The organism is Streptomyces sp. NPDC020747, assembly GCF_044334695.1.
GTDB lineage: Bacteria > Actinomycetota > Actinomycetes > Streptomycetales > Streptomycetaceae > Streptomyces.
Genome location: NZ_JBIRTJ010000003.1, coordinates 358,066 through 371,846 on the forward strand (window position 1 = coordinate 358,066; position 13,781 = coordinate 371,846).

Sequence of the window (13,781 nt, forward strand, 5' to 3'; positions counted from 1 at the left end):
CGGGCCGAAGCTGCTGGTGTGGCCCCCGAGGCGGTGATCCTTAGTGTTATTCCCGGCCAAGTCTGCCGGAGGCCACTGACACGTCAAGCTCGGTGCCCGTTCCGTGACCGTACGCGAAAGAAGAGTCGCGGAAGCGTTACAGGTGCCGTACCGCCGGTACACAGAATTTGCACCTGCGGACCGACTGTGGGTTTCATGGCCGGTCCATCACGGGTCGGCCTCTCGCGCGGAGGCTGTAGCGTGGCCCGACGGAGACCGTAACAACCACCGCGCGTACTTTCGACCGGTGCGGACAGAAACGACGGCGAGGACTGATGGCACAGCAGCAGCGCGCTCAGGGCCCGTCCGACCCCGAGGCGACTGGCGGCGGTATGTCAGATGCGCCGGAGTTGTGGGGTAACGGCGGGCTGGTCGGGGACGGCCGGTATCGGCTGACCCACAGACTTGGCCGGGGCGGCATGGCCGAGGTGTTCGCCGCCGAGGACGTCCGGCTGGGGCGCACGGTCGCGGTCAAGCTACTCCGCTCCGACCTGGCCGAAGACCCCGTCTCCAAGGCGCGGTTCACGCGCGAGGCACAGTCGGTGGCCGGGCTCAACCACCATGCGGTGGTGGCGGTCTACGACTCCGGCGAGGACGCGGTCGGACACCAGGTCGTCCCGTACATCGTGATGGAGCTCGTCGAGGGCCGCACGATCCGTGACCTGCTGCTCAACGCCGAGGCGCCCGGGCCCGAGCAGGCACTCATCATTGTCTCCGGAGTACTGGAAGCGCTCGCTTATTCGCATCAGCACGGCATCGTGCACCGCGACATCAAGCCCGCGAACGTGATCATCACCAACACCGGTGCGGTCAAGGTGATGGACTTCGGCATCGCGCGCGCCCTGCACGGCGTCCAGTCGACAATGACTCAAACCGGCATGGTCATGGGCACGCCCCAGTACCTCTCGCCGGAGCAGGCGCTCGGCAAGGCGGTTGACCACCGGAGCGACCTGTACGCGACGGGCTGCCTCCTCTACGAACTCCTCGCGCTGCGGCCGCCGTTCACCGGTGAGACCCCGCTGTCGGTGGTCTACCAGCACGTCCAGGACATCCCGGTGCCCCCTTCCGAGGTCTCGGACGCGGCACCGCCGGAGCTGGACGGCCTGGTCATGCGCTCCCTGGCGAAGGAGCCGGACGACCGGTTCCAGACCGCGGAGGAGATGCGCGGGCTGACCCAGTACGGGCTGCAGATGCTGTACGACCAGGGCGGCCACACCGGGACCTGGAACACCGGCCCCGTGGAGATGCACGAGGCCGTGAACACCCCGGCGATGGGCCTCGCGGGCTCCGCCGGGCTGCCGCACCCCGGTGACTCGGGCACCGCCCAGATCCCGTCACCGATGCTGCCGCCCGGCCGTGGCGGAGGCGGCGACGACGGGGGCTTCGAGGGACACGGCAACCGGGGCAGCGGCCGCGGCAAGCTGTGGATCCTGGCGGTCCTCGCGGTGGTCGCCATCGCGGCGGGGGTCGCGCTGGCGCTGCAGGGCGGCGGCGGCAACGGTGGCGGGGGCGGCACGAAGGAGACGCCGACCACCTCGCAGACCGAGAAGGAGACGACACCGAGCGAGAGCCCGTCCGACGAGCCCACGGACGAGCCCACGAACCAGGACACCGGCACGGGCGGCGACTCGAACTTCACGCCGTCGTACAAACCATCGCCGAGCTACACCCCATCTCCCACGACGGGCGAGCCGACGGACACGCAGACGACTCCGACGGACAAGGAGACGACTCCGACGGACACGGAGACGACTCCGACGGACCCGGAGTCCGACCCGGTGGACCCGGGCGACAACGGCGGCCCAACCGGCGAGGAGGGCGACGGCCCGCTCGGCTGACCCGCCCCCCTCCGCGACGGACATCCCACGCGCGCGTGGAACCCGGAATCGGGCTCCACGCGCGCGTGCCGTTTCACGGGCCCCACGGCCGAGGCGCCGGACATGGCTGGGACGGCCGAGGTGACGGACACGGCTGAGCGTCACCCCACGAACGCCTCGCACACCGCGTCGTACTCCCGCGTCCACCACACCGCCAGCGCGGAGACGGCGGGGAACTGCGGGTCGGCGCGGGTGTCCCCGCGCTCGTAGTGCCAGCGCAGTATCCAGAAGTCGTTGAGCCGCTCCCACCACACGCGGTGCACGGCGGCGGAGAGTTCGGAGGGGGTGGCACGCGCGGAGCGCCGGTACGCGCGCGCGTAGGCCCGTACCTTCGTCAGGTCGAGCGTGCCGGCCGGGCGTACGAAGAAGATCACCGCGGCGCGTACCGCCTCCTCGGCCTGTGGCTGGACGCCGAGCCGGTCCCAGTCGACGATCGCGGCGGGGGTGTCTCCCCGGTAGAGCACGTTGAAGGGGTGGAAGTCCCCGTGCACCCAGCCCACCGAGCTGCCCTGCGGGGGCCACCGGTCCGCGTGCCGTTCCAGGAGGGCGCGTCGCTCCAGGAGGCGGTGGCGGGCCAGTTCGTCGAAGGCGTCGGCCGGGTGGCGGCGGCGCACCCGGGCGAGCAGGCCGTCGATGAGGGCGAAGGTGTCGGCGGGGTCGGCGCTCTCCGCACGTTCCTCGGCCTGCCGCGGCGGCATCACCCGCTCCAGGGACGCGTGTACGACGCCCAGGAGCGCCCCCAGGCGCCGGCACTGCTCCGTGGTGAGCTGGGCCCCGCTGCGGTGGCGTCCGTCGATCCAGGGGTGCAGCGCGTACGCGTGACCGCCGACGACGGCGACCGTGCGGCCGTCGGTGCCGGTCAGCGGCGGGGCCACCGGGACGCCGAGGTCGGCGAGGCGCTGGGTCGCGCGGTGCTGGCGGGCGATCGCGGCGGGGTCGGCGGTCTCGGGGTCGAAATGGTGCTTGAGGAAGTACCGGCCCCGGGTGGTGGCGAGGCGGTAGCCGCGGTTGAGCAGCCCCTCGTCGACGGGTTCGCAGGCCAGCGGGGCCCCGGCGGCGTATCGCCGCAGCAGGGCGCCCAGAGGGGGTGCGGGGGAGAGGGCGGGCGAAACAGATGAGCGCGGCACGCGCCAGATGTTAGGGCACCGGAGAGGTCGTTGACCTCGGGCTTGTCACGGACAGTGCCGGTGTGCAAGCTCCAGGCCACCGTCCGTCGAGTGCACGGTGACGAACTCCGGTGTGACCTCCAGGTACACGGGCTCGAAGGGCGCGTCGTCCACGCGGCGCGGGGCCGGGCCGAAGAGCGCGAGCTGGGCGGCGCTCGGCTCGACGGTCTCGCACACGCCGACGACCTGGACGGACCAGTGGCCCTCGCCCGCGCCCGGGGAGCCCAGGTTGTCCGCGCCGTACGCGACGACGCTTCCCGCGCACGCGCTGTGGTGGCCGTGTCCCCTGTGCATCCGCAGCAGGACGCGTCCGCCCACGACGATGTGGCGGGCGGTGGCCAGGAAGGGCAGCGCGCGCATGCTGGCCGCCAGGCGGCCGTGCTCGACGCGGCCGAGCAGTCCGGCGGCGAGCTGTTCGTCGGTCGGCATGCCTCTCAATGTGCGGCACCGCGGGAGACGGACAAAGGGGCGCCCGACCCTCAGGGGAGGGACATAAGTCCCGAATAAACGGCCTCTACGGAGTGCTGCACGGCCGCTGCGGAGTCAGGGACGGCGTCCGCGGAGCACTGATCGGCTTCTACGAAGAGCACCGAAAACTCGACACGGCCCCACGGAGAGCGCGGAATTCTCGACACGGTCCTACGGAGAGCGCGGAGAACTCGACACGGTCCTACGGAGAGCGCGGAAAGCTCAGCGCTGCTTCTCCGCCTGGATCCGGGCCACATAGGCCGCCGCCTGCGCACGCCGCTCCATGCCGAGTTTGGACAGCAGACTGGATACGTAGTTCTTGATCGTCTTCTCGGCGAGATGGAGCCGCTCGCCGATCGCGCGGTTGGTGAGCCCCTCGCCGATCAGGTCGAGGATCCTGCGCTCCTGGTCGGTGAGGCTCGCGAGCCGCGCGTCGCCCTTGGCGCTGCCTCCGCCGCGCAGCCGCTCCAGGACGCGGGCGGTGGCCTCCGGGTCGAGCAGGGACTTGCCGGCGGCGACGTCACGGACCGCCGAGAGCAGCTCCTCGCCGCGGATCGCCTTGAGGACGTAGCCCGAGGCGCCCGCCATGATCGCGTCGAAGAGGGCCTCGTCGTCGGCGTAGGACGTCAGCATCAGGCATTTGATGCTTTCGTCCCGGGAGCGGATCTCGCGGCACACCTCGACCCCGCTGCCGTCCGGCAGGCGTACGTCCAGGACGGCGACGTCCGGGTGGGTGGCCGGAATTCGTGCCAGCGCGTCGGCCGCCGTACCCGCCTCGCCGACCACTTCGAAGTCGTCCTCCACCGAGAGCAACTCGTGCACACCCCGGCGGACCACCTCATGGTCGTCGAGAAGAAATACAGTGATTTTTCCTTCTTCGCGCACGGAGTCAGTCTCACACACGATCTTTCCGACCGCCCCGGTCGAACTCTTCCCGTCCCCGGGGTGACCGGGATAACGTGCCGGTGTTCCGGCCCCCTGCCAGGCTGTAACCAGTGCTCTGACCAGCGACTGTTCCGGATCGGTGCGAAGTGCTTGGGAGTCCGAGTGGAAAGTACTCGGAGATCCAAGCAAAAACGCAGGTCAGGAGGGGTTTCACAGAAATGTGGAGCACTGGGTAACGTGCTGTGTGCAGGGCGCTCGCCGGGGCACCTGTCACGCCTGTTCCCGGCCGAGCACCCACCCCGTGCGCGGGTACGGAGATCAGGCGAGCCGCACTGGTCACCCGGCAACCCCGGGGGCCGGACCGACGGAGGAGCACACGTGACCGTGGAGAGCACTGCCGCGCGCAAGCCGCGACGCAGCGCCGGTACCAAGCGCACCGCTGCGAAGAAGCCGCCGGGCGCCCAGCCCGAGCTCGTACAGCTGCTGACGCCCGAGGGCAAGCGCGTCAAGAATGGCGAATACGCGGAGTACGCAGCGTACGTAGCCGACATCACCCCCGAAGAGCTCCGCGGCCTGTACCGCGACATGGTGCTCACCCGCCGCTTCGACGCCGAGGCCACCTCCCTGCAGCGCCAGGGCGAGCTGGGCCTGTGGGCCTCGCTGCTCGGCCAGGAGGCCGCCCAGATCGGCTCCGGACGGGCCACCCGCGAGGACGACTACGTCTTCCCGACCTACCGTGAGCACGGCGTGGCCTGGTGCCGCGGGGTCGACCCGACCAACCTCCTCGGCATGTTCCGCGGCGTGAACAACGGCGGCTGGGACCCGAACAGCAACAACTTCCACCTCTACACGATCGTCATCGGCTCGCAGACGCTGCACGCCACCGGCTACGCCATGGGCGTGGCCAAGGACGGCGCCGACTCGGCCGTGATCGCGTACTTCGGAGACGGCGCCTCCAGCCAGGGCGACGTCGCTGAATCGTTCACCTTCTCCGCGGTCTACAACGCTCCCGTCGTGTTCTTCTGCCAGAACAACCAGTGGGCCATCTCCGAGCCCACCGAGCGCCAGACCCGCGTGCCGCTCTACCAGCGCGCGCAGGGCTACGGCTTCCCGGGCGTCCGCGTCGACGGCAACGACGTCCTCGCGTGCCTCGCCGTCACCAAGTGGGCGCTGGAGCGGGCCCGCCGGGGCGAGGGGCCCACCCTCGTCGAGGCGTACACGTACCGCATGGGCGCCCACACCACCTCCGACGATCCGACCAAGTACCGGGCCGACGAGGAGCGCGAGGCGTGGGAGGCGAAGGACCCGATCCAGCGCCTGCGCACGTACCTGGAGACCTCAAACCACGCGGACGAGGGATTCTTCGCGGAACTCGATGCCGAGAGCGAGGCGTTGGGAAGGCGAGTGCGCGAAGTGGTCCGCGCCATGCCGGACCCGGACCACTTCGCCATCTTCGAGAACGTGTACGCGGACGGGCACGCGCTCGTCGACGAGGAGCGGGCCCAGTTCGCCGCCTATCAGGCGTCGTTCGCCGATGAAGGGGAGGGCAAGTAGCGATGACCGCGGAAAAGATGGCATTGGCGAAGGCGATCAACGAATCGCTGCGCACGGCCCTCGACGCCGACCCCAAGGTCCTGATCATGGGCGAGGACGTCGGCAAGCTCGGCGGTGTGTTCCGCGTGACCGACGGTCTGCAGAAGGACTTCGGCGAGGAGCGGGTCATCGACACCCCGCTCGCCGAGTCGGGCATCGTCGGCACGGCGATCGGCCTCGCGCTGCGCGGCTACCGCCCGGTGGTGGAGATCCAGTTCGACGGCTTCGTCTTCCCCGCGTACGACCAGATCGTCACGCAGCTAGCGAAGATGCACGCGCGGGCGCTCGGCAAGATCAAGCTCCCCGTCGTGATCCGCATTCCGTACGGCGGCGGCATCGGCGCGGTCGAGCACCACTCCGAGTCCCCGGAGGCCCTGTTCGCGCACGTCGCGGGCCTCAAGGTCGTCTCGCCCTCGAACGCCTCCGACGCGTACTGGATGATGCAGCAGGCCATCCAGAGCGACGACCCGGTGATCTTCTTCGAGCCCAAGCGGCGCTACTGGGACAAGTCCGAGGTGAACCGCGAGGCGATTCCCGGCCCGCTGCACAAGGCGCGCGTGGTGCGCGAGGGCAGCGATCTGACGCTGGCCGCGTACGGGCCGATGGTGAAGGTCTGCCAGGAGGTCGCGGCCGCCGCCCAGGAGGAGGGCAAGTCCCTCGAAGTGGTGGACCTGCGGTCCATGTCCCCCATCGACTTCGACTCCATCCAGGCCTCGGTCGAGAAGACCCGCCGCCTGGTAGTGGTCCACGAGGCACCGGTGTTCCTGGGGACGGGCGCGGAGATCGCGGCCCGGATCACGGAGCGGTGCTTCTACCACCTGGAGGCGCCCGTGCTGAGGGTCGGCGGCTATCACGCCCCGTACCCGCCGGCACGGCTGGAGGACGAGTACCTGCCTGGCCTGGACCGGGTGCTCGACGCCGTCGACCGCTCGCTGGCGTACTGAGGAGAGGGTCGTGACGACGATGACTGAGACTGCCTCGGGACTTCGCGAGTTCAAGATGCCCGACGTGGGCGAGGGTCTGACCGAGGCCGAGATCCTCAAGTGGTACGTCAAGGCCGGTGACACGGTGACCGACGGCCAGGTGGTGTGCGAGGTCGAGACCGCCAAGGCCGCCGTCGAGCTGCCGATTCCCTTCGACGGGGTGGTGCACGAGCTGCGCTTCCCCGAGGGGACGACGGTGGACGTCGGCCAGGTGATCATCGCGGTGGACGTGGACGGCGGAGCCGCTCCGGCCGCGCCGCCGGCCGAGGTGCAGACCCCGGCCGCTTCGGCGCCCGCCGCGTCGGCTCCGGCAACCGGGTCCGCGCAGGCTGCCGGGTCACCTCCGGCCGCCGGGTCCGCTCCGGCAGCCTCCGCCGAACGGACCGAGGCTCCTCCGGAGAAGCCCGCGGCCTCCGAGGAGAAGCCCAAGCCCGCGGGCCGCACGCCGGTCCTCGTCGGGTACGGGGTCGCGGAGTCCTCCACGAAGCGCCGCCCCCGCAGGGGAGTTCCGGCCCAGCAGCCCGAGGCCGCCGCGGCGAAGGTGGCCGTCCAGAGCGAGCTGAACGGGCACGGGCACGCGGCTGTGGCGGCACGCCCGCTCGCCAAGCCGCCGGTGCGCAAGCTCGCCAAGGACCTCGGCGTCGACCTGGCGACGGTCACGCCGTCCGGTCCCGACGGGATCATCACGCGCGAGGACGTGCACGCGGCGGTCGCCCCGGCCGCTCCCGTCCAGGAGACCCCGGCCACGGCAGTGCCCGCGTCGGCGCAGGCTCCCGTCCGGGCTCCGGTTCCGGCCCCGGTCGTCACGTACGACGGTGCCCGGGAGACCCGTATCCCGGTCAAGGGAGTCCGCAAGGCGATCGCGGCGGCCATGGTGGGCTCGGCGTTCACCGCGCCGCACGTCACCGAGTTCGTCACGGTGGACGTGACGCGCACGATGAAGCTGGTCGAGGAGCTCAAGCAGGCCCCCGACACATACGGACTCCAGGGGCTGCGGGTCAATCCGCTGCTGCTGATCGCCAAGGCCCTGCTGGTCGCCCTCAAGCGCCACCCGGAGGTCAACGCCTCGTGGGACGAGGCCAACCAGGAGATCGTCCAGAAGCACTATGTGAACCTGGGCATCGCCGCCGCCACGCCCCGCGGCCTGATCGTCCCGAACATCAAGGACGCCCACGCCAAGACCCTGCCCCAGCTCGCCGAATCACTCGGGGAACTGGTCGCCACCGCCCGCGACGGCAGGACGTCACCGGCGGCGATGCAGGGCGGCACGGTGACGATCACGAACGTCGGTGTGTTCGGCGTCGACACGGGCACGCCGATTCTCAACCCCGGCGAGTCCGCGATCCTCGCCGTCGGCTCGATCAAGCTGCAGCCGTGGGTCCACAAGGGCAAGGTCAAGCCCCGGCAGGTCACCACGTTGGCGTTGTCCTTCGACCATCGGCTGGTCGACGGGGAGCTCGGCTCCAAGGTGCTCGCGGATGTGGCGGCGATCCTGGAGCAGCCCAAGCGATTGATCACCTGGGGGTAGTGGCCTGGCTGCGGGTTGGGTCGGCGGGGGCTGGTCGCGCAGTTCCCCGAGCCCCTGAAAGCAAAAAGATTGCGCAGTTCCCCGCGCCCCTTCTCAGGGGCGCGGGGAACTACGCAATGACAGCGACCCGCCTACTTCTTGAAGGCGTAGTCCATCAGCTTCTTCGCGTCGGACTCGCGGGCGGAGATCGACGACGAGGCGAGCACGGTGCCGATCACCGTCTTCCCGTTGCGGGTCGCGGCGAAGACCAGGCAGTACTTGGCCTCGGGGCCGGAGCCGGTCTTCACGCCGATGGCGCCGCTGTAGCTGCTGAGCAGACCGTTGGTGTTGTTCCAGGCAGCCATCGTGCGGGTGCCGCCGGTCTTCGTCACGGTCTTCGCCGTGTACTTCTTCGTCTTCACGATCGCGCGGAAGTTGCCGTTCTTCATCGCGCTGCTGGCGATCTTCGTGAGGTCGCGCGGCGTCGAGTAGTTCGAGCCGCTGCCGATGCCGTCGAACGAGTCGAACTTCGTGTTCGTCAGACCGAGGTCCTTGGCCTGCTTGTTCATCTTGCCGATGAACGACTTCACGCGGGCGGCACGCGTCGAGCCGGCGCCGAACTTGTCGGCGAGCGCGTACGCGGCGTCGCAGCCGGACGGCAGCATCAGCCCGTACAGCAGCTGGCGGACAGTGACCTTGTCGCCGACGATCAGCCGGGCGGAGGAGGCTGTGTTGGCGACGATGTAGTCGCTGTACGCCTTCTGGATGGTGACCTTGGCGTCCAGGTTGAGGTTCGGCTGCGACAGCACGACCTTCGCGGTCATGATCTTCGTGGTGGAGCCGGTGGAACGGCGGGTGTCCGCGGCCTTGGTATAGAGCGTCTTGGCCGTGCCGTTGTTCATCACGTAGCCGCCCTTGGCGACGACCGTGGGGGTCGCGAGGGCCTGCGCGGGCGCCGCTGTGAGGGCCCCGGTCGCGAGCACGGCTCCGGTGGTGACGACCACTGCGGCAGCTCTACGAATCCGTGCGCCCTTTATGACGGTTATCAAGTCGATTACCCCGATTAGGTTGAAGGCACCGAAGGTGCCAAATGCCCCAGGATGGCGGTCACTTGAGAGTGGCGCCTTCTCGTGTGACATGTGAGTAGCACAAAAGGATGTGCGGTTCCTGAACTGGGGTGCCCTTTTTTACCGGCCACTTGCCCGGCCCGTCCCTCGGCTGGCCCGTCACTTGACCCCTCGCCCGGCTTCCCGCTCGTCCGGCTTCCGGCTCGTCCGGCTTCCCGCTCGTCCGAATCCTGGACGGCCCGCGACCATGCGTACGTGTTGTATCTATGATGTCGCCATGTCTTTGGCAGTGAAGCAACCCCCCGCCGCCGAACGCGTCTACGCGCACGTCAAGCAGGCCGTGCTGGAGCGTCGTTACGAGGGCGGGACCCTGCTCACCGAGGGCGAACTGGCCGACGCGGTCGGGGTCTCGCGGACGCCCGTGCGTGAGGCGCTGCTCAAGCTGGAGGTCGAGGGACTGATCCGGCTCTACCCGAAGAAGGGCGCCCTCGTGCTGCCCGTCTCCGCGCAGGAGATCGCGGACGTCGTGGAGACCCGGCAGCTCGTCGAGGAGCACGCCATCCGCAAGGCGGTCCCGGCCTCCCCCGCGCTGATCGAGCGCCTCACCGAACTCCTCGCGGAGCAGAAGGAGCAGGCAGCCGCCGGTGACCTGTCCGGAGCCGCCGTCACCGACCGCTGCTTCCACGCCGAGATCGTCCGCAGCGGGGGCAATCAGATCCTCTCCCGCCTCTACGACCAGCTGCGCGACCGCCAGTTGAGGATGGGCGTCGCCGTGATGCACGCCCACCCCGACCGGATCACCAAGACACTCACCGAGCACCAGGAGATCCTCGACGCGCTGCGCTCCGGCGACGCGGAGGCGGCCGTCGCCCTGGTCCACCGCCACGTCAGCTGGTTCTCCAACCTGGCGCGGGGGGACGTCCGATGAGCTCGTCCTCCTCCTCGGCGCTCACCCTGCCCGGTGATCCGCCCGGCGGCCGTCGCGCGGTCACGGTCTGGTCGGTCGGCGTCTCCGTCTACTTCGTCGCGGTCATCTTCCGTACGTCGCTGGGGGTGGCCGGCCTCGACGCCGCCGACCGCTTCCACGTCAACGCCTCCGCGCTCTCGACCTTCTCGATCCTGCAGCTCCTCGTCTACGCGGGCATGCAGATACCCGTCGGCCTGATGGTCGACCGGCTCGGCACCAAGAAGGTGCTGACCCTCGGCGTCGTCCTGTTCACGCTCGGGCAGCTGGGCTTCGCGCTCTCCCCCTCGTACGGGATGGCGCTCGCCTCGCGCGCGCTGCTCGGGTGCGGTGACGCGATGACGTTCATCAGCGTGCTGCGCCTCGGCTCGCGCTGGTTCCCGGCCCGGCGCGGGCCGATGGTCGCGCAGCTCGCCGGCCTCGTGGGCATGGCGGGCAACCTCGTCTCGACGCTCGTCATCGCCCGGCTGCTGCACGGCGTCGGCTGGACGGCCGCCTTCGCGGGCAGCTCGGTCGCAGGCGTGGTCGTCCTCGTCCTGATGCTGCTGTTCCTCAAGGACCACCCCGAGGGACACGAGCCGGAGCCTTTTCCGCACCGGGGAGCGGCGTACGTGCGCCGCCAGATCGCGGCGTCCTGGCGGGAGCCCGGCACCCGGCTCGGGCTGTGGGTGCACTTCACGACGCAGTTCCCGGCGATGGTGTTCCTGCTGCTGTGGGGGCTGCCGTTCCTCGTCGAGGCCCAGGGTCTGTCACGGGCGGCGGCCGGCGAACTCCTCACGCTGGTCGTGCTCTCCAACATGCTCATCGGCCTCGTGTACGGGCAGATCGTCGCCCGGCACCATGCGGCGCGGCTGCCGCTGGCGCTCGGTACGGTGCTTTCGACGGCCGTCGTGTGGGGGGCGACGCTCGCCTATCCCGCCGACCGGGCGCCGGTGTGGCTGCTGGTCGTGCTGTGCGTGGTCCTCGGTGCGTGCGGGCCCGCGTCGATGCTCGGGTTCGACTTCGCGCGGCCCGCGAATCCGCCGGAGCGTCAGGGGACTGCCTCCGGCATCACCAACATGGGCGGTTTCGTCGCCTCGATGACGACGTTGTTCGCGATCGGGGTGCTGCTGGATGCCACCGGGGGTGACTACTCGGTCGCGTTCTCCGTGGTGTTCGTTCTGCAGGCGTTCGGGGTGAGTCAGATACTGCGGTTGAGGAAGCAGGCGGCTCGGCGGGAGAAGGAGCGGTTGGTCGCGAGTCGGGTGGAGACGGTTCACGTTCCGGCGTAGGGCGGTCCGGCCGCCCGGTCTGGCCTGGCCCGGCGGGGGTGGGGCGGGGTGGGTTTTCTCGCCCCCGCCGCCCCTTCCCGTCCCGACCCTGGGGCTCCGCCCCAGACCCCGCTCCTCAAACGCCGGAGGGGCTGGGGTTCGATGCCGGAGGGGCTGAATTCGGCGCTGGACGAGCCCTGCAATCAGGGCGTGACCGCGAAGTTCCTCAGGATCGCTGCCGTCAGTTCCGGGTCGCCCTCGGTCTTGAGGCGGTCTGCCACCGCTTCCGGGGTTACGCGGCCGCAGGCCAGGCGGAAGTAGGTTTCCCAGTCGAGGGTGAGGGTGGCGGCGGGGCCGAGGGAGGGGGCGCCGTCTATCGAGCCGTTGCCCTCGGCGTCGACGCGGACCGTGCGGAGGAATTCGAGGGGGCCGTGTACGTCGAAGACGACCGCCGAGTTGGGTGGGGCGCCGGCGTCCTTGGCGACGACCTTCGGGAGCCTGCTGAGCAGCACGTCACGGGCGACGTACGCGCCGGGGGAGTCGAGGTTGCCCGGCCGGCCGAGGGCGGTGCGCAGGTCCTGCTCGTGCACCCAGAGGTCGAACGACCGGTTGCGCATGGCCTCTTCGAGCGTGACCTCGGTGCTGAGCGGGGCGCGCACGAGGGCGTCCGGCTGCCGCGACTCGTTCCGCAGCTGGCGGTTGCGGCGGATGATCGTGTACTCCAGCTCGGAGGTCATCTCCGGGGCGGTGTGGTGACGGCGTACGTCGACCTGCATCTCCATGTACCGCTGGTGTTCGTTCGTCACGTGGTACAGGTCGCGGGGGAGCGTGTGGATCGGCCGGGGGTCACCCAGCATCTCGCAGTCGAGGCCGATGACATGCGAGACGAGGTCGCGCACCGACCAGCCGGGGCATGGAGTCCGCCGGTTCCATTCCCCCTCCACCAGCGGCGACACCAGTTCGGATATCGCGTCGATGGAGGCGGTCCAGGCGTCGGCGTAGGACTGAAGGCTGGGATGCAGACTCACGGAACGGGACCCCTCGGGCGGTTGGACGCGGGCAGTGCACAGTCAGCGGGTGTCTTGGGACGCTAAGTTACGCTGCTGTGAGGCACCCCGGCAGTGCTTTCGTGTGACGATCGTAGGCCCGTATCAAAGGCTCGAATGCCAGGACGGTGGTAGTGTGCGCGCCTCCCTGCTCCAGATCGCTGTGGACGAGGGCGAATCGATCCACTCCCGCAGGGAGCGTGTCGCCTCGCTGGTACGGGAACAGGCCGGTGCCGACCTGGTGGTGCTGCCCGAACTGTGGACGACGGGGGCCTTCGCCTTCGAGTCGTTCGGTGCCGAGGCGGAGCCGCTCGAAGGGCCCACGTACGAGGTGATGGCCAAGGCGGCGAGCGACGCGGGCGTGTGGTTGCACGCGGGTTCGATTCCCGAGCGGGATCCTGAGGGGCCGCTCTACAACACCTCCCTCGTCTTCTCCCCCGCCGGTGAACTGGCCGCCGCCTATCGGAAGATCCATCGGTTCGGTTTCGACAAGGGCGAGGCCGTGTTGATGGGCGCGGGGGCGGAACTGGTTACCGTGCGGCTGCCCGAGACCGTGCTCGGGCTCGCCACCTGTTACGACCTTCGCTTTCCCGAGCTGTTCCGTGGGCTCGTCGACGCGGGCGCCGAGACCCTGGTGATTCCGGCGGGCTGGCCCGAGCGTCGCCGGGCGCACTGGACGCTGCTGGCCCAGGCGCGGGCGGTCGAGAACCAGGCGTTCGTCCTTGCCTGTGGAACGGCCGGGACGCACGCGGGGGTTCCGCAGGCCGGTCACTCGATCGTGGTCGATCCGTGGGGTGAGGTGCTTGCGGAGGCGGGTTCGGGTGAGGAGGTCCTCTCCGTGGAGTTCGATCCCGCGAAGGTCGGTGCGACTCGGGGGCAGTTTCCGGTGCTGAGGGATCGGGTGCTCGGGGTTGAGCGTCCTCGGGGGTAGCCGCC

The 13,781-nt window shown here is 69.9% G+C and carries 12 protein-coding genes; 7 read left to right on the top strand and 5 right to left on the bottom strand.

Annotated features, from left to right (window positions below; all coding sequences use genetic code 11):
• Positions 1 to 314 precede the first annotated feature (314 nt).
• Positions 315 to 1,877: a protein kinase gene (locus tag ACH4YP_RS10780; RefSeq protein ID WP_361064860.1), complete on the top strand. Its 1,563-nt coding sequence runs from the start codon at positions 315 to 317 to the stop codon at positions 1,875 to 1,877.
• A gap of 140 nt (positions 1,878 to 2,017) precedes the next feature.
• Here the strand turns inward: ACH4YP_RS10780 and ACH4YP_RS10785 are convergent, their stop codons facing one another.
• The 3 genes from ACH4YP_RS10785 to ACH4YP_RS10795 form a co-directional block, all read right to left on the bottom strand.
• Positions 2,018 to 3,043: a phosphotransferase gene (locus ACH4YP_RS10785; protein WP_398490255.1), complete on the bottom strand. Its 1,026-nt coding sequence runs from the start codon at positions 3,041 to 3,043 to the stop codon at positions 2,018 to 2,020.
• Between the two features lie 45 nt (positions 3,044 to 3,088).
• A complete protein-coding gene (locus ACH4YP_RS10790; protein ID WP_361064855.1) occupies positions 3,089 to 3,511 on the bottom strand; it encodes a pyridoxamine 5'-phosphate oxidase family protein in 423 nt (140 codons plus the stop codon).
• A 261-nt stretch (positions 3,512 to 3,772) separates the two neighbouring features.
• Positions 3,773 to 4,435: a response regulator gene (locus tag ACH4YP_RS10795; protein ID WP_398490257.1), complete on the bottom strand. Its 663-nt coding sequence runs from the start codon at positions 4,433 to 4,435 to the stop codon at positions 3,773 to 3,775.
• Between the two features lie 378 nt (positions 4,436 to 4,813).
• Here ACH4YP_RS10795 and pdhA point away from each other — a divergent pair, with 378 nt between their 5' ends.
• From pdhA to ACH4YP_RS10810, 3 genes are read left to right on the top strand one after another with little or no spacing between them, the layout of a single operon-like run.
• Positions 4,814 to 5,989 carry a pyruvate dehydrogenase (acetyl-transferring) E1 component subunit alpha gene (gene pdhA, locus ACH4YP_RS10800; RefSeq protein WP_361064849.1) on the top strand — a complete coding sequence of 392 codons (1,176 nt, stop codon included), beginning with the start codon at positions 4,814 to 4,816 and terminating at the stop codon, positions 5,987 to 5,989.
• Between the two features lie 2 nt (positions 5,990 to 5,991).
• Positions 5,992 to 6,972, top strand: coding sequence for an alpha-ketoacid dehydrogenase subunit beta (locus ACH4YP_RS10805; RefSeq protein WP_361064847.1), 981 nt, complete (start codon positions 5,992 to 5,994; stop codon positions 6,970 to 6,972).
• 10 nt (positions 6,973 to 6,982) lie between these two features.
• Entirely contained in the window at positions 6,983 to 8,539 is a 1,557-nt protein-coding gene (locus ACH4YP_RS10810; protein WP_361064844.1) for a dihydrolipoamide acetyltransferase family protein, read from the top strand.
• A 131-nt stretch (positions 8,540 to 8,670) separates the two neighbouring features.
• Here ACH4YP_RS10810 and ACH4YP_RS10815 read toward each other — a convergent pair whose 3' ends face one another.
• A complete protein-coding gene (locus tag ACH4YP_RS10815; protein WP_398490260.1) occupies positions 8,671 to 9,567 on the bottom strand; it encodes a D-alanyl-D-alanine carboxypeptidase family protein in 897 nt (298 codons plus the stop codon).
• A gap of 295 nt (positions 9,568 to 9,862) precedes the next feature.
• Here ACH4YP_RS10815 and ACH4YP_RS10820 point away from each other — a divergent pair, with 295 nt between their 5' ends.
• Together ACH4YP_RS10820 and ACH4YP_RS10825 are read left to right on the top strand one after the other, a co-directional pair.
• Positions 9,863 to 10,513, top strand: a complete 651-nt coding sequence (locus ACH4YP_RS10820) for a GntR family transcriptional regulator (RefSeq protein ID WP_361057631.1) — start codon at positions 9,863 to 9,865, stop codon at positions 10,511 to 10,513.
• On the top strand, positions 10,510 to 11,820 hold the full coding sequence (locus tag ACH4YP_RS10825) for an MFS transporter (RefSeq protein ID WP_361057633.1): 1,311 nt from the start codon (positions 10,510 to 10,512) through the stop codon (positions 11,818 to 11,820). The genes ACH4YP_RS10820 and ACH4YP_RS10825 overlap by 4 nt, the downstream gene beginning before the upstream one ends.
• Before the next feature lie 182 nt (positions 11,821 to 12,002).
• Here the strand turns inward: ACH4YP_RS10825 and ACH4YP_RS10830 are convergent, their stop codons facing one another.
• Positions 12,003 to 12,827, bottom strand: coding sequence for a maleylpyruvate isomerase family mycothiol-dependent enzyme (locus ACH4YP_RS10830; RefSeq protein WP_361057635.1), 825 nt, complete (start codon positions 12,825 to 12,827; stop codon positions 12,003 to 12,005).
• A 154-nt stretch (positions 12,828 to 12,981) separates the two neighbouring features.
• On the opposite strand from ACH4YP_RS10830, the gene ACH4YP_RS10835 reads away from it, so the two are divergent.
• Positions 12,982 to 13,776 (top strand): carbon-nitrogen family hydrolase, encoded by a 795-nt coding sequence (locus tag ACH4YP_RS10835; protein ID WP_361057637.1) that lies wholly within the window; start codon positions 12,982 to 12,984, stop codon positions 13,774 to 13,776.
• Positions 13,777 to 13,781 lie beyond the last annotated feature (5 nt).

Excerpts from the sequence above, each read along its gene's own strand:
- ACH4YP_RS10825 (WP_361057633.1), top strand. The coding sequence starts at position 10,510 with ATGAGCTCGTCCTCCTCCTCGGCGCTCACCCTGCCCGGTGATCCGCCC.
- ACH4YP_RS10805 (WP_361064847.1), top strand. The coding sequence starts at position 5,992 with ATGACCGCGGAAAAGATGGCATTGGCGAAGGCGATCAACGAATCGCTG.
- ACH4YP_RS10820 (WP_361057631.1), top strand. The coding sequence starts at position 9,863 with ATGTCTTTGGCAGTGAAGCAACCCCCCGCCGCCGAACGCGTCTACGCG.
- ACH4YP_RS10780 (WP_361064860.1), top strand. The coding sequence starts at position 315 with ATGGCACAGCAGCAGCGCGCTCAGGGCCCGTCCGACCCCGAGGCGACT.
- ACH4YP_RS10790 (WP_361064855.1), bottom strand. The coding sequence starts at position 3,511 with ATGCCGACCGACGAACAGCTCGCCGCCGGACTGCTCGGCCGCGTCGAG.